This is a genomic window from Paenibacillus athensensis, assembly GCF_004514475.2.
Lineage (GTDB): Bacteria > Bacillota > Bacilli > Paenibacillales > NBRC-103111 > Paenibacillus_AL > Paenibacillus_AL athensensis.
In genome coordinates, this window is record NZ_MYFO02000005.1 from 271,660 (window position 1) to 292,039 (window position 20,380).

The 20,380-nt window shown below is 52.2% G+C and carries 15 protein-coding genes; 4 read left to right on the forward strand and 11 right to left on the reverse strand.

Annotated features, from left to right (window positions below; genetic code table 11):
• Positions 1 to 924, reverse strand: coding sequence for a sulfate adenylyltransferase subunit CysD (cysD, locus tag B5M42_RS11885; RefSeq protein WP_268999163.1), 924 nt, complete (start codon positions 922 to 924; stop codon positions 1 to 3).
• A gap of 884 nt (positions 925 to 1,808) precedes the next feature.
• On the opposite strand from cysD, the gene B5M42_RS11890 reads away from it, so the two are divergent.
• The 3 genes from B5M42_RS11890 (at position 1,809) to B5M42_RS11900 (ending at position 4,022) form a co-directional block, all read left to right on the forward strand.
• A complete protein-coding gene (locus tag B5M42_RS11890) occupies positions 1,809 to 3,002 on the forward strand; it encodes an oxalate decarboxylase family bicupin (protein ID WP_268999164.1) in 1,194 nt (397 codons plus the stop codon).
• A gap of 497 nt (positions 3,003 to 3,499) precedes the next feature.
• On the forward strand, positions 3,500 to 3,733 hold the full coding sequence (locus B5M42_RS11895; protein ID WP_209280673.1) for a hypothetical protein: 234 nt from the start codon (positions 3,500 to 3,502) through the stop codon (positions 3,731 to 3,733).
• A gap of 22 nt (positions 3,734 to 3,755) precedes the next feature.
• Positions 3,756 to 4,022 (forward strand): PIN domain-containing protein, encoded by a 267-nt coding sequence (locus tag B5M42_RS11900; RefSeq protein ID WP_329959306.1) that lies wholly within the window; start codon positions 3,756 to 3,758, stop codon positions 4,020 to 4,022.
• Between the two features lie 137 nt (positions 4,023 to 4,159).
• On the opposite strand, the gene groL is transcribed toward B5M42_RS11900, so the two are convergent.
• From groL to B5M42_RS11940, 8 genes are all read right to left on the reverse strand, one after another.
• Complete coding sequence (gene groL / locus B5M42_RS11905; RefSeq protein ID WP_134751361.1) at positions 4,160 to 5,794, reverse strand: chaperonin GroEL; 1,635 nt, start codon at positions 5,792 to 5,794, stop codon at positions 4,160 to 4,162.
• A 168-nt stretch (positions 5,795 to 5,962) separates the two neighbouring features.
• A complete protein-coding gene (gene groES, locus B5M42_RS11910) occupies positions 5,963 to 6,244 on the reverse strand; it encodes a co-chaperone GroES (protein WP_134751359.1) in 282 nt (93 codons plus the stop codon).
• A 228-nt stretch (positions 6,245 to 6,472) separates the two neighbouring features.
• Positions 6,473 to 7,234, reverse strand: a complete 762-nt coding sequence (gene tatC / locus B5M42_RS11915; protein ID WP_134751357.1) for a twin-arginine translocase subunit TatC — start codon at positions 7,232 to 7,234, stop codon at positions 6,473 to 6,475.
• 57 nt (positions 7,235 to 7,291) lie between these two features.
• A complete protein-coding gene (locus B5M42_RS25520) occupies positions 7,292 to 7,930 on the reverse strand; it encodes a twin-arginine translocase TatA/TatE family subunit (protein ID WP_329959295.1) in 639 nt (212 codons plus the stop codon).
• Between the two features lie 33 nt (positions 7,931 to 7,963).
• A complete protein-coding gene (locus tag B5M42_RS11925) occupies positions 7,964 to 8,974 on the reverse strand; it encodes a molybdopterin-binding protein (RefSeq protein WP_134751355.1) in 1,011 nt (336 codons plus the stop codon).
• A complete protein-coding gene (gene mog, locus B5M42_RS11930) occupies positions 8,964 to 9,464 on the reverse strand; it encodes a molybdopterin adenylyltransferase (RefSeq protein ID WP_134751541.1) in 501 nt (166 codons plus the stop codon). Before mog ends, B5M42_RS11925 begins: the two co-directional genes overlap by 11 nt.
• 41 nt (positions 9,465 to 9,505) lie before the next feature.
• Positions 9,506 to 10,015 carry a cyclic pyranopterin monophosphate synthase MoaC gene (gene moaC, locus B5M42_RS11935; RefSeq protein ID WP_134751353.1) on the reverse strand — a complete coding sequence of 170 codons (510 nt, stop codon included), beginning with the start codon at positions 10,013 to 10,015 and terminating at the stop codon, positions 9,506 to 9,508.
• A 5-nt stretch (positions 10,016 to 10,020) separates the two neighbouring features.
• Positions 10,021 to 10,647, reverse strand: coding sequence for a 5-formyltetrahydrofolate cyclo-ligase (locus B5M42_RS11940; RefSeq protein WP_134751351.1), 627 nt, complete (start codon positions 10,645 to 10,647; stop codon positions 10,021 to 10,023).
• Positions 10,648 to 10,834: 187 nt separating this feature from the next.
• On the opposite strand from B5M42_RS11940, the gene B5M42_RS11945 reads away from it, so the two are divergent.
• The gene (locus tag B5M42_RS11945; protein WP_134751349.1) at positions 10,835 to 12,784 is read left to right on the forward strand and encodes an ABC-F family ATP-binding cassette domain-containing protein; all 1,950 of its coding nucleotides are present in this window, start codon (positions 10,835 to 10,837) and stop codon (positions 12,782 to 12,784) included.
• Between the two features lie 372 nt (positions 12,785 to 13,156).
• Here the strand turns inward: B5M42_RS11945 and B5M42_RS11950 are convergent, their stop codons facing one another.
• Together B5M42_RS11950 and B5M42_RS25525 are read right to left on the reverse strand one after the other, a co-directional pair.
• Positions 13,157 to 14,260, reverse strand: a complete 1,104-nt coding sequence (locus tag B5M42_RS11950; RefSeq protein ID WP_134751347.1) for an S-layer homology domain-containing protein — start codon at positions 14,258 to 14,260, stop codon at positions 13,157 to 13,159.
• Between the two features lie 78 nt (positions 14,261 to 14,338).
• Positions 14,339 to 20,338, reverse strand: a complete 6,000-nt coding sequence (locus B5M42_RS25525) for a glycine-rich protein (RefSeq protein ID WP_134751345.1) — start codon at positions 20,336 to 20,338, stop codon at positions 14,339 to 14,341.
• Positions 20,339 to 20,380 lie beyond the last annotated feature (42 nt).

Here is a 20,380-nt window from a genome sequence, read left to right on the forward strand (position 1 = left end):
TTAGAAATAGCCCTCCCGTTTGCGTCGTTCCATACTTCCAGCCGCTTCCTGGTCAATCACCCGGGTGGTCCGTTCGGATGAAACCGCGCCCAGCGTCTCTTCAATAATCGTATCCAGCGTATCGGCTTCCGACTCGGCGCCGCCCGTCAACGGGTAGCAGCCCAAGGTGCGGAACCGCATCTTTTTCATTTCGATCTTCTCATGCGGCTCCAGCTTCATCCGGTCGTCATCGACCATAATCAGATGGCCGTCGCGCTCAATAACCGGTCTTTCCTTGGCAAAATAAAGCGGGACGATATCGATATTTTCGCGGCGAATGTATTGCCAGATATCTTTTTCCGTCCAGTTGGAAATCGGGAAAACGCGCATGCTTTCGCCTTTGTTGATCCGGGTATTGAACAGCCGCCACATCTCCGGACGCTGATTCTTAGGGTCCCACGCATGATTTTTATTCCGGAAGGAGAAAATCCGCTCTTTCGCCCGCGATTTCTCCTCGTCGCGTCGGCCGCCGCCAAACGCCGCTGTAAACCCGTATTTGTCCAGCCCCTGCTTCAACGCTTGAGTTTTCATAATATCCGTGTACGCCGAGCCGTGATCGAACGGGTTAATGCCCAGCTCAATCCCTTCCTGATTGGAATGAACAATCATCTCAATGCCGAATTCTTTGGCTTTGCGGTCGCGGAACTCGATCATTTCTTTAAATTTCCACTTTGTATCAATATGCATAAAAGGGAAGGGCGGCTTCTCGGGATAGAAAGCTTTTAATGCCAAATGCAGCATCACCGAGCTGTCCTTGCCGATGGAATACAGCATCACGGGATTTTCGCATTCTGCCGCTACTTCTCGTATAATATAAATCGCTTCAGCCTCAAGTTGGTCCAGATGCGTCATTTCATGTATGGAATCAAGCATCTTATTTTCCATGAAAGCGTGCCTCCTCTTAAAATCCTACTAAGGATATCGTAATCCTTTCTTATTCTATCAGATTCTGAGTTTTATGCAAAGTGGAAGAAAGTAATTTTGCTGCGGTGTACCAAAAAATTTTATGTGACGCAGGTTTTGGGATCGATGTGTGAAAATCGGCTGTTACCGGGGTGAACGTTGGCGGTATCGGTATATAATTTGTACACGGGGAAATACGATTGATGTGGGCCGGGCGGTGTCCGTCAAGCTAATTATAGGTTATACTAATAAAAAAGAGCTGATCTCATGTTTGTGAAATTGACCGATAAAAATGGGCACGTTTTTTCGACGCAACAGATGATCGATATGATTCGAAACAGAGACCTTTAACTGACTGTAACGTGGTCCGACGCGCTTCTAAAAGCTTTTCCAGCATAAAAAGCATTCACTTTTCATCCGAAGAAACCGCTCAATACTAGCTATAGCTCCTACAACGGATTCATAAAAAGATCATCGTACAAACTGGACGATTGTTCACGTCGAAAACTCATGAAAACACTTACTACATTCGAATTGATTGTTATGTTATCTCTTATGAAGTATCAGCGGATCAATCCTTGTATACGATTACGGCATGCAAGCATATGAAACAAAATTAAAATTGGGCATGTTTCGTTATTTGGCAATAGGTCCGCTTCCCTCCCCTGAGAATTCATCGGAATCCCCAGGGGTTTTTCAATGTCTTTTCTATGGGTGTACTCCACATGCTTAACGGATTTTCCCTCTTTCTCAAAAAACAAAAGGCACCCCAGACATGTTTCCACTCCTAGGTTAAATTCATAACTTATATTAGGCATTCACCTAATCACGATTAAGTAATGAATAGAACGAGAGGTGCAAAACATTTGGAAATCAAAACACGGAATGGCAATATACCACAACCGATTAGAAATGATGGTGCTGGTTGGTGGGATTTAGGGCCGCGAGACATAATGCGAGACATTGAAAACCCTGACATGCTTGTTTCACCTGCCACCGATGCCGGATCGCTTCCTAACCTAAAATTCTCTTTCTCCGATACGAATATGCAGTTAAATCACGGTGGCTGGTCACGGGAAGTAACCGTTAGACAGCTTCCGATTGCGACCGAGCTTGCTGGGGTGAATATGGCACTGACTCCCGGCGGTGTTCGCGAGATGCATTGGCATCAACAAGCGGAATGGGCGATCGTTCTTGTGGGGAAAACGCGCATTACATCGGTCGATCAAAACGGGAGGAACTTCATTGCTGACATAGGTGTGGGCGACCTTTGGTACTTCCCTCCCGGAATTCCTCATTCTCTTCAAGGCCTTGAGGAAGGCACTGAGTTTTTGCTTGTTTTCCCTGACGGCAACTTCTCTGACCTTAATACATTGGCTATCACCGATTTCTTCGCACATACCCCAAAGGAAGTACTTTCCGCGAATTTTGGTGTTCCCAAAAGTACATTTGACAATATCCCGAACCATCAGGTGTACATTTTTCAATCAGATGTTCCGGGGCCAATAGAAAGTCAACAGGTAGATGACCCTCAAGGAACGATACCATTACCATTTAAACATCGACTATTTGCACAAGAGCCCATCGTAACGCCGGGCGGGAGTACGGTGCGTATCGTGGATTCAACCAACTTTCCGATTTCCACTCAAATATCCGCAGCATTACTTGAAATCAAACCGGGTGCAATGAGAGAAATGCACTGGCATCCAAACGCTGATGAATGGCAATATTACATCTCTGGTACAGCGCGCATGACGGTTATGGCACCCAATGGTACGGCTCGTACCTTCGATTATCGTGCTGGAGATGTCGGCTATGTACCTCGTGCCTTTGGACACTATATTCAAAACACAGGTAATGAAAGCGTGTGGGCTTTGGAGATGTTTAAGAGTGACCGTTTTGAAGATGTTTCACTTAATCAGTGGATGGCGCTCACACCTAAGGAAATAGTAGAAAAGAACTTACATGTAGGACCTGAATTAATGAATGCATTGAAAAAAGAAAAACAATTTATAGTAAAAAATCCGGGATGTACTTATTATCCTGGAACGAATAAATAAATGTGTAAACAAGGTAAGACTCGCATTTTGCTGGAGACCTTGCTGCTAAAGTAAGACAAGAGAGACTGTTACAGAAGTCGTAAATGACGGAGTAATAGTCCCTCATTTTTTTGTTCAGGGGTGCCTTCATTGCCCAGAGGAGAATCCCTTGCTACGCAAGGGCTCAGGCCCTCAACTTACATCATTCCGCCCATGAGACAACAGCGTTTTTATGGTTTTATTGAGTCTCTTGATGGGATATTTGTCCCATTTTCTTAAAAACTTGGTTCGATAAATCCGTGTGAATACGATGCCTGCGTAGAGTTCGTGGGCAAAATGTGGGCAAGTTGTGGGCACTACCCTCAATCTCAATCGTACAAGAAAGGCACACGATAATGGCTCGTTCTGTGCGCCGCGGCCGTAACCATTCATTCCATTAGCGGGTATAATTGTTTATAAGTAAAGATCGCGGAAGCGAACCGATTTAGCAACATATCTTGATAAAGGAGTGGTTCTCCATGTCAATGGTACGCAAACTCCATCCTCATATAGCAAAAGACTTAAGGGAGTTTTTATCTGAAAACAATATTTCCACCAAAAAGCTTGTCATAGACCTTGAAGCAGAAACCATCGAGGACTATGATGATTACTCAGTCGATGACATTTTAAGTGTGGCTGGAATCCTGAAGCCGGGGGAAGCCCAACAATTATTAGATCACATTCAGGAGCCACGGGAGGACTGGGGAAAGTGACCCACGGCCACCCGATTCGAACATCGTCATCGCCATTCTGGACAACGATCATGCCGCCGTTAACTTGGTACGACAAGCCCAAGAAGAAAAACGGCGAATATTCTTTTCGCCGATTACGGAATGTGAAGTGCTGAGCGGTGTCAAACACGATCAGTTCTTAATCGCAGAAAGGCTTTTCTCCCCTAGGCATAGGATATATGTCGATTCCGCTATCGCAAGAAAAGCGGCTTCTATGCAAAGCGAGCAAAGAAGCAAGGGTGCTGCTGCGAGAAATTCAAAAGAAATTTAGCGTTCTCCTATATGCTTACAAAACAAAAGACACCTTGGAGCAATTTACATCGCTCTAAGGTGTCTTCCTTATACACAAGGCCGGCAATCCGGGTTTCTCCGAGGAGAAATCCTTGGCCTAAGGCTTTGCGGCCCTTATTACATCATGCCGCCCATACCGCCCATGCCGCCCATGTCCGGCATACCGCCGCCAGCGCCTTTTGGCTCAGGCTTGTCGGCAATGACGGCTTCTGTCGTCAGGAACATCGCCGCAACGGATGCTGCGTTTTGCAGCGCGGTGCGCGTTACTTTCGCAGGGTCGACGATACCGGCTTCAAACATGTTGACCCATTCGCCGGAAGCGGCGTTGTAGCCGATGCCTACCGCTTCGTTTTTCAGACGCTCAACGATCACGGAGCCTTCTTGACCAGCGTTGGCAGCAATCGTACGCACAGGCTCTTCCAGAGCGCGCAGGATGATGTTCACGCCTGTTTGCTCGTCGCCGGCAGCCGTCACCTTGGCTACTGCGTTGTAGACGTTCACGAGCGCTGTACCGCCACCGGAAACGATGCCTTCTTCAACCGCAGCGCGAGTCGCGTTCAATGCGTCTTCGATGCGCAGCTTGCGCTCTTTCAGCTCGGTTTCAGTAGCAGCGCCGACTTTGATCACGGCTACGCCGCCGGACAGCTTCGCCAGACGCTCTTGCAGTTTTTCTTTATCGAACTCGGAAGTGGTTTCTTCCAGTTGGGCGCGGATTTGCGATACGCGTGCGCCGATGTCTTTGGAATCGCCAGCGCCGTCCACGATGATCGTGTTTTCTTTGGTGATGCGAACTTGACGAGCCGTACCGAGCTGCTCGATGCGCGTCGATTTCAGCTCCAGACCCAGTTCTTCGGTGATCACTTGGCCGCCGGTCAGGGCAGCGATATCGCCCAGCATCGCTTTGCGGCGGTCGCCAAAGCCAGGAGCTTTAACAGCCACGCAAGTGAACGTGCCGCGCAGACGGTTGACGATCAGCGTCGCTTGCGCTTCGCCTTCTACGTCCTCGGCGATGATCAGCAGCTGCTTGCCGGATTGAACGACTTTCTCCAGCACAGGCAGGATTTCCTGAATGTTGGAGATTTTTTTATCCGTGATCAGGATGTAGGGATTGTCGAGAACGGCTTCCATTTTATCCGTGTCTGTAATCATGTAAGGCGAGATGTAGCCGCGGTCGAACTGCATACCTTCTACAACTTCCAGCTCAGTGGCAAAGCCACGGGATTCTTCAACGGTGATAACGCCGTCTTTGCCGACTTTTTCCATAGCTTCAGCGATCAGTTCGCCAACTTCTTCGTCTGCTGCGGAAATCGCCGCAACTTGTGCGATCGATTGTTTGCCTTCGATCGGCTTGGCGATCGCTTGCAGCTCTTCTACAGCCGCTCTAACCGCTTTGTCGATGCCTTTGCGGATGACCATCGGGTTCGCGCCGGCCGTCACGTTTTTCAGACCTTCGCGGATCATCGCTTGAGCCAGAACAGTAGCTGTCGTCGTACCGTCGCCGGCAACGTCGTTTGTTTTCGTCGCTACTTCTTTAACCAGTTGAGCGCCCATGTTCTCGAACGCGTCTTCCAGCTCGATTTCTTTGGCGATCGTCACGCCGTCGTTCGTGATCAGCGGGCTGCCGAATTTCTTCTCCAGCACAACGTTGCGGCCTTTAGGGCCGAGGGTTACTTTTACCGCATTCGCTAAAGCATCAACCCCGCGAAGCATCGCGCGGCGTGCGTCTTCACTGAACTTAATTTCCTTTGCCATGTGTGGATAACCTCCTTGAATTTGCTTGATACGTGTAACGTACAGGTGCAGTTCCTAAGTACTGCCATCGGAGAACTTAAGTATAAACTCACGGAACGCTGCCGCCAGACATGCAAAGCTGAGGCTGGGCCGCTGGCGGGCAGGTCTATTTATGCCTGAATGCTACAATTAGGCTAATACAGCGAGAATATCGCTTTCGCGCAAGATCAACAGTTCGCGGCCTTCGTATTTCACTTCAGTTCCAGCGTATTTGGAGAAAATGATGCGGTCGCCCTCTTGAACTTCAAGCGGAACGCGCACGCCGTCTTTCAGGGCGCCTGCGCCTACAGCGAGAACGCGGCCTTCTTGCGGCTTTTCTTTGGCTGTGTCCGGCAGCACGATGCCGCTGGCTGTGGTCTCCTCTTTCGCAATGGCTTCAATGACTACGCGATCACCTAACGGTCTGATCATGGAAATTTAGCCTCCTTCAGAAATGGGTTTAAAATGGATTCGCTCTACGTTAGCACTCGATTACTTATAGTGCTAACAACAATTCTTATAATAATCATTCCTGCATCATTTTGCAAGTCCTTTTACACATTTTTCAATTGTCCACATCGCCCCATTGTACCCATTCCCTGCCCGCTATATTCCCGCTCGACAAGAAAAAACAGCCTGCGACAAACGCAGACTGCTTGCTTACTTCGCACCGTATTCCCGTTCCCATTCGGCGTCCTGACGCAGCTGCTTGCGATACACAAACCCGGACAGCAGCACGCTGAATTCATACAGCAAAATGAGCGGCAGCGCGACGAGAATCGCCGAAATTGCATCCGGAGGCGTAATGACCGTCGACAGAATCACCAGCAGCAGGTAGGCGTACCGCCGCAGCTTGTGCAGCCGCTTGGGGTTGAGCAGGCGGATTTTGGTCAAAAACATCACCACGATGGGCAGCTCAAACAGCAGCGCCAGCGGCAGGATGATATTGAACATGAACGCAAAATATTGCGCCGCCCCGTACATTTCGTTAATGTCGAGGCTTTTGCTGATCGACGACGTGAAATAAAACGCCAGCGGAAACACGACGAAATAGCCAAACGCCACCCCGAGCAAAAACAGAAAAAACGCCGCCGGAATGTACGCAATCGACGCCTTTTGCTCCTCAGCGCGCAGGCCGGGCTTCACGAACGCCCAGATATGATACAGCGCCACCGGCAGCGTAACGAGCAAGCCGACGGCCAAGCCGAAGTTCATATACAGCCGCAGGGCATCCCACGGCGAAAACACGTTCCAGCTGATGCCGCTCGCCGGAGGCAGCTCCTTCAAAAAGCGAATCAGCGGCCGGGCGCAAATCAGTCCGACGACCATGCCGACGACCAATACGGCCACAATCCACATAATTCGCTTGCGCAGCTCGCCCAAATGCTCGACAAGCGTCATTTCTTCGTTGGTTGTTGTCATTGGTCCTTCACCTCATCTGCGGACGGCGCAGCGCCGTCCGCGGGTCCCGCCGGCTGCCTAATCCGGCAGCCGCCTTGCGCCGCCCGGCTTCGCCGCTGCGGCATGTCCCTCGCCGCCCGCGACCGGGGCGGCGTCATCGCTGGCGTCTGCGACGCCGCTGCCCGCCCCTTCCGGGGGGGCGGGCGGCGCGGCTGCAGACGTTGCTTCAGCGGACGGCCGGGCGCCGTCCGCGGGGGTCGCCCCGCCTGCGGTGTGGGGCGCAGGGGCCGGGCGCGCGTCGTCCTGCATCAGCTGGCGCGCGCCTTGTTTGAGCTGGTGCAGCGCCGTGCCCAGCTTGCGGCCGATTTCCGGCAGCCGCTTGGGCCCGAACAGCACCAGCGCCACCACGGCAATCAGCAGCATTTCCGTAAAGCCGATATTCTGAAACAACTGGATGTCCTCCCTTGGTTGCGGCTGGCCGGCTTTAGGTCCGGGACGGGCATGCTTGCTCGCTGTCGTGCCGACGGCAGCTTGAAAGCAGCCGCCAAGCCTTACGAACGCGGCTTCGGGCGGGGCAACAGCCTCCAGGCTCATTCGCGTCGCAGTCGGCTCGCCGCTCACGCCGAAGCACGTCGCGTTTTCACGCTCATTGAACGTCGCTTCATCTCCGTCACTCGTGCTCCGCCCAACCTCACTGGCCTGCGCTCCGCCGCTCACTCGCCGTCTCTCATACGCCGCCCCAACCGCACGTTAGCAATGATGCAGCCCGCCATAGCCCAGCTCCGTAATATCACTGCGTTCGATCCGCTCGCCGGCGCAAATGCGCGGCAGCAGCACATCAAACGACGTGTAGGGATCGTGCATGACGCAGCCGGGCAAGCCCATCACCGGAATGTCGCCAAGATACGCCATCATCAGCATCGAGCCCGGCAGCATGGGCGTGCCGTAGCTGACGACCGATGCGCCTGTCTGGCGAATCGCTCCCGGCGTGCGGTCGTCCGGGTCGACGGACATGCCGCCCGTGACGAGAATCAGCTCGGCGCCCCGCTCGGCAAAGCCGCGAATTTCCTCGACAATCGCGGCGCTATCGTCGGTCACCAGACGCTGCTCCATGACCTCGGAGCCCAGCGCCTCGACCTTTTCTTTCACGATGGGGCCGAATTTGTCGGCGATACGTCCCTTAAACACCTCGCTGCCGGTCGTAACGACGCCGACGCGCAGCTTGCGCAGCGGCTTCACTTCGACCAGCGCCGTCCCTTCGGCGCGGCAGCGCGCCGCTGCCCGCTCGACCTCGACGATTTTCGCCTCTTCCACAATCAGCGGAATCACCCGTGTGCCGACGAGCGACTGCCCTGGCTGCACAACGGTATTCGTGCGGATCGTCGACAGCACCAGCTCGTCGATGCCGTTGACCGCATCGATAAACGGCTTGTGCAGCTTGGCAAGTCCCTGAATCGCCGCCTTGACGTTCACCTTGCCCTCGCGCGGCTCGGTCAACGTGACATGGGCACCGGCAACGGCTCGCGCCATCCGCTCGGCCGCCTCGTCCTCGTGCAAATAACCGGGAGCCAGCTCCATGACATAGATGTGCTCTTTACCGATGCTCAGCAGCGCGGGGATGTCCGCTTCACGGATTTGATGCCCCTTGCGGAACAACTGGCCCTTGAAAGCGCCCGGGATGATCTGCGTCAAATCGTGCGGCAGCAGCATGCCGATCGCGTCTTCAACCTTGACCTCGCGCAGCATCGGCTCAAGCTTCATCGCCGTGCCCGCCTTCCCGTCCGGTCAAAATCGCCAGAGCATGCGGCAATTGATCGATAATGGCCATCAGATTTTCCTGAACCCCTTTCGGGCTGCCGGGCAGGTTGATGATCAACGTCCGCCCGCGAATGCCGGCGACAGCGCGCGACAGCATCGCCCGCGGCGTCTTTTGAATCGACGCCATTCGCATCGCTTCGGCGAAGCCCGGCGCCACCCGATCGATCACGTTCAGCGTTGCCTCCGGCGTCACGTCGCGCGGCGCCAGTCCCGTGCCGCCAGTCGTCAAAATCAGCTCGGCCTGATAATAATCGGTCATCTCAATCAAAGAAGCCATAATTTCATCCATCTCGTCCGGCACAACCCGGTACTCGATGATTTCACCCTGGATTTCCTCTTCAACCAGCTCGCGGATCACCTGTGCGCTCGTATCTTCTCTTTCCCCCCGGTAACCGCGGTCACTGGCCGTCAATATCGCAACCTTCCAGCGCAGCATCCATGTCACCTCTCCTTAGTTTCACTGTATCAGAAATGTTATGAAGAAAGTGTATCGTTTCTGTGAAAATCGCCGCTTTTACCGCCGGTTTTGCTCACCAGCAGCGTCGGCCCGATGACGATTCCCTTGTCGACGGCCTTGCACATGTCATAAACCGTCAAAGCCGCGGCCGAAACCGCCGTCAACGCCTCCATCTCGACGCCCGTCGGCCCGGTAATCCGAACCGTCGCTTCAATATACAGCTCGTCCGTTCCATTGTCGGAAAAACAGATATCGACGCCGGTCAGGGCGAGCGGATGGCACATCGGGATCCAGTCGGCGGTTTTTTTGGCCGCCATAATTCCCGCAACTTGGGCCACGGCGAGCACATCGCCTTTTTTCATCGTCCCGTCCTGGATCCGGCTTAACGTCTCTTTCCCCAGCTGCAGCGTCGTGCGGGCGACGGCCGTGCGCTTCGTCTCGCTTTTGTCCGACACGTCGACCATGCGCGCCCGTCCCTGCTCGTTCATGTGCGTGAACGCTCCCGAGCCGGCATTCGGATTGTCCATCGCCATCACCTCTTTTCCGACTTGAACAGCTGCTTCGACTCGGTAATCAGTCCGTCTACGCGAAAATCGTGCCAAGACGTCGGCACCTGCTCGATCAGCTGAATGTCGAAGGCCGCAGCAATCGCGGCAGGGCGTTCCAGCCCGCGCGCGGCAAAAAGCTGCATGAAACGGTCGTAATAACCGCCCCCATAGCCCAAACGGCCAAAGCCCGTGTCAAAAGCCAATCCCGGCACCAAAATCAGCGAAATGGTCGCCAGATCGGTTTCCACCGACGTATGGGGTCGCGGCTCGCGTATGCCATAAGCACCGCTGTCCAAATCCTTGTAGCCCCTTACCGCATGCAGGCTCATCGCTTTCGTATCCTTCGCGACGCGCGGCAGCAACACGCGCACGCCCTGCTTCCAGCACCACTCCATCAGCGGAGTAACGTCCGGCTCGGAGCGGTGCGGCATGTACGTCAACAGCGTTGGCACGGCTTCGCTTGGACGGCCTTGGGCCAAATAACGCGAAGCCAGCTCCAGCAGTCCGGCGTTGATGCGCCGCTGCTTGTCTGCGCGCTCCGCGGGGCTCAGCGAGGCGCGCCGCTGCTCCATATCCTTGCGTAGTTCAATTTTCCGCTCTCGAATATTCATCGATCGTCAGCCTTCCCCAAGAGTGGTTTTCCCCATTTTAACATAAACATGGCAAAAAACGATACTTTCCTCCTTCAGCGGCCCGCCCGCTCCGTCCGCAGCCGGACAATTTGCTGCAACGCGGCTTGTAGGGATAGTGTATACTAGAAAGGAACGACGATTTTAGAATCAGGAGGTTTCAGGCTAGATGCTGCTACAGGTTTCCAACGTATCCAAAAGCTACGGCGTCCGCTCCGTGCTTTCCCATATAACTCTGCAAATCGAAAATCGCGAGCGCATCGGACTCGTGGGCGTCAACGGCGCGGGAAAATCGACGCTGCTGCAAATTATAGCCGGCGAGCTGTCTTATGACAGCGGCGACATTTTCAAGGCCAAAGAAACGAAAATCGGCTATTTGAAGCAAAATAGCGGCTTGAACAGCGACAAATCCATTTGGGACGAGCTGCTGGGCGTCTTTGCCCCGCTTTTGGCCGCCGAGCGTGAGCTCCGCGAGCTGGAAGCGCTGATGGCCGATCCAACGCTGGCCCAAGACGAGAAGAAATATGAAGACACCATGCAGCGCTACGCGCGCCGCTCCGACTGGTTCCGCGAGCAGGGCGGTTACGAAATTGAAGCCAAAATCCGCGGCATTCTCAGCGGGATGGGCTTTAGCCATCTGCCGCCGGAGACCCCGGTCAACGCCCTCAGCGGCGGGCAAAAAACCCGGCTGGCGCTGGCCAAAATGCTGCTCGAAGAGCCCGATCTGCTCATGCTCGACGAACCGACCAACCATCTCGATATCCCTACGCTAACGTGGCTGGAGGGGTATTTGCGCGGGTATGCCGGGGCGATTCTGGTCGTGTCCCACGACCGTTTTTTCCTCGACGCGCTCGTCACCTCGATTTATGAAATCGAACGCAACGCCTCCAGACGTTATACCGGCAACTACACGCGATTCATCGAAATCAAGGAAGCGGAATACGAGATTCAAATGAAGCACTACGAGCGCCAGCAAGAGGAAATCGCCAAGATGGAAGAGTTCATCCAGCGCAACATTGTCCGGGCATCGACGACCAAGCGCGCGCAAAGCCGCCGCAAATTGCTCGATAAAATGGACCGGCTCGACAAGCCGCTGGGCGATTTGAAGCGCGCCTCGTTCTCCTTCGAAATCGAAGCGGCGACCGGCAAGGATGTGCTGACCGTCGATGGACTCGCTCTGTCGCACGGCGGCGGCAAGCGGCTACTGGACGGCGTCTCGTTCCAGCTGCGGCGCGGCGAGACGGCCGCGCTGATCGGCCCGAACGGCGTCGGCAAATCCACGTTGCTCAAGACGCTGATCGGCCAGCACCGGCAGGATGAAGGCAGCTTCAAATGGGGCGCGAACGTCACGATCGGCTACTACGATCAGGAGCAAACCGCCTTGAATCCGGCCAATAGCGTTCTGGACGAGGTGTGGAACGCTTACCCGCATCTGGAGGAAGCCCGCATCCGCACCGTGCTCGGCAGCTTCTTGTTCAGCGGCGAAGATGTGTTCAAAAAAATATCCGCGCTCAGCGGCGGTGAAAAAGCGCGTGTCGCGCTGGCCAAGCTGATGCTGCAAAAAGCCAACGTGCTCATACTCGACGAGCCGACGAACCATTTGGATCTGTACAGCAAAGAGGTGCTGGAGTCGGCGCTGATCGACTACGAAGGCACCTTGCTGTTCATCTCGCACGACCGCTATTTTCTGAACAAAATGGCGGAAAGCATGCTGGAGCTTGCTCCGGGCGGCATTACGGCCTATCTCGGCAATTACGACGACTTCGTCGAAAAGAAAGCCGAATTGGCCGAAATCGAAGCGCAGCGGCTTGCCCGCGCAGCGGAGAAAAAGCCCGCTGCCGCCGGAGCTGCCTCGGGAGGAGCGGTCCCCGTGGGCACGCTCGGCTACGAGGCCGACAAAGCGGCCAAGCGGGAAGAGCGCAGCCGCCAGCGCAAGCTGGAGCAGCTGGAAGCGGATATCGCCCGGCTGGAAGGCGATGTCGCCACCCTTGAGGCCGAGCTGGCCGACCCGGCCGTGTTCAACGACTACGTGCTCGTGCAGACGAAGTCGGAGGCGCTGGAGCTCAAGCGCAGCGAGCTCCAGACCATCTACGAGGAGTGGGAAACCCTCCTCGTCTGATGTGCCGGCCGGCGCTCCACTGTTGGGTAAGCTCGCACACTGTACGGTCATTCGCCGTCATGTCAGCACGCCCACCGCACATCGGCCTGTTGGCCACGTACGCTTACCGCCAGACGATATCCGAAACTTTTCAAACTAAAAGGTTGGACGACGAAACGCAATGTTTCCCGCCCAACCTTTTTTCGTTCGTTTGCTTCTGCAAGATCAACTATCCGTGAAGTCTGTGCGCTTAGCCTACCGGACGCTCCTCAGGCTGCCTGCTTGCACGGCACGACAATCGCGTACCTGTTGGGCAAACGCGGTGAGAATCATCGGCCTCCCCCGGGCCACCCTGATTGGAATAATGCCGTGCAGAGCTGCCGCCTACAACACCTACCAGGAAATTTGCAGCAAGAAACCTGTTTTTTGCGTCCCGCTGCCCAGCTCGATCACATACTCACCGTCTCTAACGGAGCGTTGACCAGACTCCAGCTGCTCAATGGCTTTGGGACTGAATGAGGCTGCATGCGCATGCTGATGGTCAGACTCCGCTTTGAATTTTGCCAAGTATGCCTCGGCCGTCCCCAATCGCTCGGTCCACAAAAACTTCACACTGCTGGTTCCCACCAGAGCAGATACGGGTCCAGCCTTGTTGGCTTTGGCCTCATCTGTCGTTCCCAGTTCGCGAAGATGAAGGACCACACGGCCCCTAAGAGAAATAACAGTCGCTTGTCCCTCATAGTTGAGCAGTCTTCTCATCACAGCTATCGCTTGTTCTCTTGTGTAATAATCCTGCGGTCGAAATCCCTGATCCGTGCCCTGAAACAACTTGACGTTACTCGTCACATCCACCGCATCCAAAGCCCATCCTGCAATCGCATCGCGATCGGGGTAGTGAAAATCGCCAGTGGACAAGTTTTCCGCTTGAATGCTTTGCAGCAAATTCGACATCATCATCGCCGCTTCTTGACGATTGATAGATTGCTTGGGCTTAAATTCCGTATCGCTCACTCCATTTACAATACCGTAGCTGTAGGCTTTGGCGACCTCGGAATTAGCGGAATCCTGAAACGGATTTTCCATCGTCGTATGTACAAAGTTGATTGTGCCTTCACTCATGAAGTTGACAACGGAAACAGCCAGCTCGGCAAACTCTTCTCTCGTAATATACGACGTATAGTTGTACTGCAGCTGTGGCGGCACGATGTGATTAGACACCATCCAATCCACATCTGCGGCAGCCCAGTCCGATGTTTGCTTATTGGAATTATCGATCACTGTAATTACTTCTTTTGCAGGCTTGTCCAGCACGGACTGCTCATCCGCAGCCTGCGGATCAGACACCAGATTGGCCGGATAACTCCCCGCAGTAGGACTTTGCTGTAACGGGTCCGCAGCAGTTGCAGGCAAAACAGAAGCGGGTCCAGCAACCATACAAGCCGTATACACAAATACAAGTGCAAATCGCATCAACAATGCACGCCGAACATCCTTCATATCAAGTAATCGCTCCTCATCGCCCGAAATAGAAAAAATGAGAGAGAGACTTGCGAGCCTCTCTACTCATGGCGTACCTTAATGTGTTCCTGACACGCTCAAATCGTTGGCCGAAGATTTATTGGCCGAAAATACAGCTACTACCGGATACGGTATACTTGAAATATCGCAAGATACGCCGGCAATCGTCACCCGATCATTTTCACCGGAAGCTTTATACTTTAAGGAATACGTATCGCCAAACGCCGTAATATCAGCAGCCATCAAGATTACACTTGTATTCGTACGCAGCTGATCAATATTAGCTTGTTTAATAGGCTGGTCTTTAGGAATGGCTACGGCAGATGACGGGAGCTCAAATTGAAAATGCCATCTTTGCGCCTGCATCCCGTATTCCATCAAGGACAGCTTGCTCCCCGGATTTTTGTTCCAACCATATGTCTGATCTTGCCCGACATACGTCCTGTTCCTGCCAGTCAGATTCATGATTTGTGAGGAGCCGTATTGATAGTTGCCAAATGGTTGGGCTGCTTTGCCCGTGGCTGAATCTCCCCCGGACTGTGCAAATAGATTAGCAATCTGATCGGTCTGCTCAAGCTCAGCTTCTTTCACATTCCGTCTGCCGACTTCCTCCTCCCAATTCATCCTGACGGGATTGAAATAGACGCTTGAAGATGTCCCGCCAAACTTATTGATCAGCTTGTAGGTTCCGTTCACATCCATATACATATCTACCTTGGTGATTTCCTTCGTTGTTAAATTCAAATGATAGTAATAGGGGATCACTTGAAGGTCACTATAATAGTTCCCCATTGTCTGGATGTCTGTAAATACTTTATAACCGATCCGCAGCGGCTGATTTTTCAGTGCTGAAATATTGTTATTTTCCGGAAGCAGCGGAAAGGCAACGGGATTTTGCTGCATGTGCGTCAGCAAGCCCCACGTATTTAACCATTGGGTGACGCTGCTCACCGGATTTCCCCGGATATCGGTTTTGTCTCCGATAATTAAATTCTGCTGATTTGGGTCCACCTTTTTAACTACATTCGGGATCAACCATTGCGTAGGATCAACCGGCTGCTTAAAGAAATTCGAGAACCTGTAGTCACCGGTATCCTCGATCACCATGTTTCCGATTCTTCCCACTACATCGATATTGAACTTTTTGACCGTACTGTGCTTGGCCGCATAGTTCTCATACCTTGTTTTGTTCGTCGGCAATTCGTTATCCTCGAACGAAGCATTGATCGCAATGCTCTTGAATTCCACGAGAGCGCTAATCTTTTCTCTGTTCGCCAGCGGAACATAAAAGTCGTATTTCCAATCTCCGGTCGGACTGTTGAGAGGAAGCTGAATCCAGTCACCGGCTTTATAAAGAGTTCCATTATAAATGACATGAAAACCAAATTTAACGTACTTTTCTTTGGTCCACTCGGTAACGTCCATTTCATCTCCGTTACCTTGCGGCGGCAAGCCTACGAAGCCCTTTCCTCTTGTAGCCGTCGTTTGCCCCCATCCCCATTGTCCATTTCCATAGAAATCTCCGGTATTCGGGAAGTACACCTGAAACCCGTAATCAAGTAAAACGAAATTGCCGGGCGTATAGCCACCTGAAGGAGTCATCGGATTTTGTGTCTTGGTTTCGAGCTTGTAAGCTTCAGACGGTGGATTTGTGTCCGAACCGCCAGCCAAAGAGGACACGATGATCGTAGGGCTCCCAACAGCGGGTGTCGGCGGTGACGTAATGACTACTTTTCCGTTGCCGGAATTGACCCCCGTTGACCACGAAGGACTGGTCACCCCACCAACGTAACCGGAGCCCCCTCCGCCAGATGCATTAGGATTGCTGCATCCATGCGACTGAGCGCCTTGCCCGCCGTAATACCCGCCTCCCCCGGCACTTGCATCTCCGCTAACGGAGCCACCGCTTCCCAGCGAATAACCCGTGAGCTGCGTACCCCCAGTACCGCCGTCTACTTCAGATGTACCTCCTCCATCGCCTCCGCTGCTGCCTCCGCCAGCGCCGCCCCATGTTCCGGAGCCTCCGCCGCCTCCGCCGCCAGCGACGATGATTCTGTCGCTCAGCGCATTCCCTCCTTTACGTACGTCGGAAGCACCTCCGCCTCCGCCATTCGAGGAATTAGCGCTGCCGCCTCCGTTCCAGCCCGCAGCACCGCTGCTGCCTCCTTGACCGCCTACGTAAATATTCAGGACGTCTCCTGCATTCAAAGTGATGTTTCCTTTTGCATATCCGCCGCGGCCACCGCCGCCGCTGCATCCTTTCTGACAACCTGTCCCCCCTTCGGCCCCCCATACTTCAATCGTAAATGTTCCGCTGAATGCTGCCTTGAAGGTTTGAACAGTGCCGGTATAGTTGTACGTATCGGTGCTGCCGGAAGTCGGGGCCACATAATCCGGATTATTAACAGCTTTCGTTACATAAACAGGCGCAACAGCGACAAATTCCTGAACATCCATATTTTTGAGCGTCATATTGTCCACAAACAGATAATCTCTTGCATACGACGTTGCATCCGTATTGCTTCCTTTGATCATGTGAATGCGAACATAAGCGGTATCCGCTGTAGTTGTAAAAGAGATCGTTTTGTGCTGCACACTGTTGCTGGTATTCACGTCTGACGACCCGAACCCTCCGCCTTGCCAGCCATAGCCGCTGCTGTATAAGTCAAGAGAGAAATAACCCGCACATCGATGACAGCTCATATCCGCTTCAAACTTATAGTGCGTGTTGGGCTTCACCGGAATGTCCTTCCAGTATCCACCCGTTGTTCCAGAGCTGGCCAAGCTGGTCACTTCAAATGAATATACGCCCGAAATGACCCACATATCTTTCGTTCTTGAGGTGAATATCATATTGGAAGAAGTACCGGACTGCACCCAAGTATTCCACCCCGCTACTGTTGTATCTTCATTGACAATCTCGGCGTCGGGATTGGGAATAATATTTTGCCTGTATGCGGGATCAAGGACTCTCTCATACTCAGCCACACCCTCTTGCCGATTCCCTCCAATGAACTTCGTTTCCGGCGTTCGCTGATCCAACTGACCGGGAAGTGAAATCACCATCGCATTTTCAACTGAGACCGGATCATGAATCACGATATCGTTGACTTTGTTGTGCAGCGGAGAATAGGTGCTGGTGAAAGATTGACCGACTTGTTGGTACTCAGGATCAACTGCCGTTGAATAGGGAAAAGGATCGCCATTTTTATTAACGGGAGTAAACATCAGTTTGTAAAATACACTGGATACTCCGGTTTGATATTGTCCGTTCTTGAGATTGTCCGGTATGTCTTTTCCCGTTTCTTGGAGCCTGAAGGCTAAAGACGGTCTGGGCGTTCGATTCAACCCTGCGGGCTTACTGTCAAATATCGTCGATACGGTGCCGCCCCCAGCCCCCGAATATTTGATTGCGGGAGAGCTATATTGGCCATTATAGGAACCGACCTTAATGGTTTCCCGCTGATCCCATTTTGCAGCAGACAGCGGATTGTTGGTCCACATCGTATTAAAGTCAGATACCGGAACATCCAGTTGATCCGTCGTTTTGGCCGTATTCGACGGTTTCTCAAAATACATCACGGACTGATCGCCAGATGACGTTTGCAGAATCAGAAAGTCAGATACTGCCGTCACATTGCCTGTCGTTTCACGTCTTTGTTTGAAGATTTCTTTCTCCTTGACCGTACCGCTGACGTCGGAATTCGTATGACAGTTGTCCGAATCGCCTTCCTTCCAATAAACAGCATCGTGCTGATCAGGCTCTACCGAATACCGCAAACGGCCGGCGGCACTCGTATCGGCCCCTGCCACATTCATAAAATAAGTAGGGTCTCCCTGCGTGATGGAAGCGGTAATTTCATCAGTGCCCACAAGCCTTTGCATGCCGTTTACTTTGGACTTCTCCAATTTCCAGACCGCTACCTTATTAATCTTCATATAGTCAAATGTCACAGTCTGGGTCCAACTATCCGAATATCCGCCTACGGGACCATCAGAATGTCCTTCTTGCTTCCATCCATACCTGGTTTCATAAATGGTATTGCCGTTCTTGTCCGTACCAATGGCATATTGCCCGCTGGTTGAAGATACGTTTTCTGTATATGTTGCCCCGCAAGCGTCTGTCACTTTACGGGCTGCAGGCTTTGGAGGCGCTGTTTTGGACTGGGGTCCATCAATGACAGGTAGCGCCCATCCGTCTTTAACGGAAAAAAATTCCGATTTATAGGTTCGCGTTTGTGTAACCTTGGGCACATATTCTACTTGAATATCGACAATAAACTCCGAGCCGCCGGAAGCGAAATATAAATTACGGGTAGTCGGCATACCCGACATAGCGTCGAAGGTTTCATTCGAGCTGGTTCCAAACGGCTGCGGCGAGCCTTCTTTAATTTCTGAAAAATACTTAGGAATACTAAAAAAGCTGCCTACATCTTTTTTGGGTTTCTTGGGCCGAAACCACTTCAGCTCCGTGGATGCTGTATCCGACGAACACTGTACAGTTACCCAGTTTCCAGTGCTATCCTTAGCTCGTATCCAAACGGAAGCGTTGTATCGGAAACTAACCTTCCCCCCTTCCGGAATCGGATATCCCATTAGATTGTCATTATAAAGCGCTTTGCTTGGTGAGCCGCCATCCAGCATATCGATAAGCTGTCCAGAGTCGGTCAGATCATTCCAAACCTCGGGCGAATCCCCGCCTTGTGGTGATGGAGCTTTCCCCACCGCTTCCCAAATGGCCGGCTGGCCGGTATTGTTCAGCCCTGTATCTGTTCGCCATAACCTGATCCTCATTTGGAAATTGCTCTTGCCCTTCACCCATTTTTTCCAGTTGTTCACCTCGGGATCTGACTGCTGTAGATCCACTTGTACTGGAACCTTCTTCCCTATCTTGGTGTTATCGACGGGAACTTCTCCCTCGTAATCAGACTTGTTCGGTACGGTTGCCGCCTGCTTGCAATGACATTCTATTTTATCTACTGGCGTGTATAGTGCAATGACATAGGTTCCCCCTATGTAGACCTGCGGGTTGCGTATCGGAAAATTATCGAATTTCACCCATTCCGGTCCCTCAGTTTCTGAAGAACAATCTTTGGCTACAGGGTCCGTTACTCTTGTTATGTAAGAGCACTTCAGAATAAAAGTTTTCCCGCCGCTTACGATCTCTGGGTCAAGGACAATGCCCGTCCCTCCTTGGGTGTTTGCTTTATCATACTTACCGGCAGGCCATTTCCCATTTTCATAGTCAGGGTCGGGTTTAGTATTGATAATTTCCCTGGTAGCAGGAGAACCAATTCCTGTCCTTGTATCTTCTCGAAGCGTTTGTACATAGATCGGATATGAGCCTTTGAATACGATAGGCATGTCATACCTGGAGAGAAAATTGCAAGGAGCCCTACCTGAATTTTTACATCCCCACGTTTCCGCATCATATATGCCCTTTTTTCCATCAGCGCTGTCAAGATGCTGATAATACTTTTTTCCGTTATTAGCTGTACTACCATATACTTCGTAGATCGCACTAAGGTAAACTATGTCTCCATCTTTGTAATTCTTAAATGTAGGGTTACCGCTCATCAAGGTGGTGATAGTACTCTTTTTAGCCTCATATTTAGATACTAAAACTTCATCGGGATCTCCAGGTAGCGTACAGCGGGTTTCTTTCGCAATATCAGGCAAACTCTTTGAATTATATTTGTGATTGTTATTTTGGATATATAAGCATTCGTTTACGCTATCTAAAGCTTCGATCCCATTAGACCCTTTCTCAATAAACATGTAATCATTTGGCGTCCCTTTCAAAGGAGTACACTGATTCCCCTCACAAGTCGGGTCTTGTCTCATAATAAATCCAGCTGTTCGATACTTAATGCCTGTAGTAGCTTTCTTGTCCCAAGTAACAAAAACATACTTACCATCCGAAAACCATGAACCTGTTTCGTAAGCTTTATCACTTATTGTCGATGTAAAAGCATCTGCGTGCTGAATTGGAATATATATAGGAATTCCCATTACCAGCAATATGAAAGCTAAAACAATTCTAAAAAGTTGTTTCACGTAGATACCTCCTTCGTCTGCAGTTGATTATTCATCCAAATA

Bases quoted from the DNA above. Each gene is read 5' to 3' on its own strand.
- B5M42_RS11895 (WP_209280673.1), top strand. From the start codon at position 3,500: ATGTCAATGGTACGCAAACTCCATCCTCATATAGCAAAAGACTTAAGG.
- B5M42_RS11945 (WP_134751349.1), top strand. From the start codon at position 10,835: ATGCTGCTACAGGTTTCCAACGTATCCAAAAGCTACGGCGTCCGCTCC.
- B5M42_RS11950 (WP_134751347.1), bottom strand. From the start codon at position 14,260: ATGAAGGATGTTCGGCGTGCATTGTTGATGCGATTTGCACTTGTATTT.
- groES (WP_134751359.1), bottom strand. From the start codon at position 6,244: ATGATCAGACCGTTAGGTGATCGCGTAGTCATTGAAGCCATTGCGAAA.
- tatC (WP_134751357.1), bottom strand. From the start codon at position 7,234: ATGACAACAACCAACGAAGAAATGACGCTTGTCGAGCATTTGGGCGAG.
- B5M42_RS11925 (WP_134751355.1), bottom strand. From the start codon at position 8,974: ATGAAGCTTGAGCCGATGCTGCGCGAGGTCAAGGTTGAAGACGCGATC.
- B5M42_RS11940 (WP_134751351.1), bottom strand. From the start codon at position 10,647: ATGAATATTCGAGAGCGGAAAATTGAACTACGCAAGGATATGGAGCAG.
- groL (WP_134751361.1), bottom strand. From the start codon at position 5,794: ATGGCAAAGGAAATTAAGTTCAGTGAAGACGCACGCCGCGCGATGCTT.
- cysD (WP_268999163.1), bottom strand. From the start codon at position 924: ATGGAAAATAAGATGCTTGATTCCATACATGAAATGACGCATCTGGAC.
- moaC (WP_134751353.1), bottom strand. From the start codon at position 10,015: ATGGACAATCCGAATGCCGGCTCGGGAGCGTTCACGCACATGAACGAG.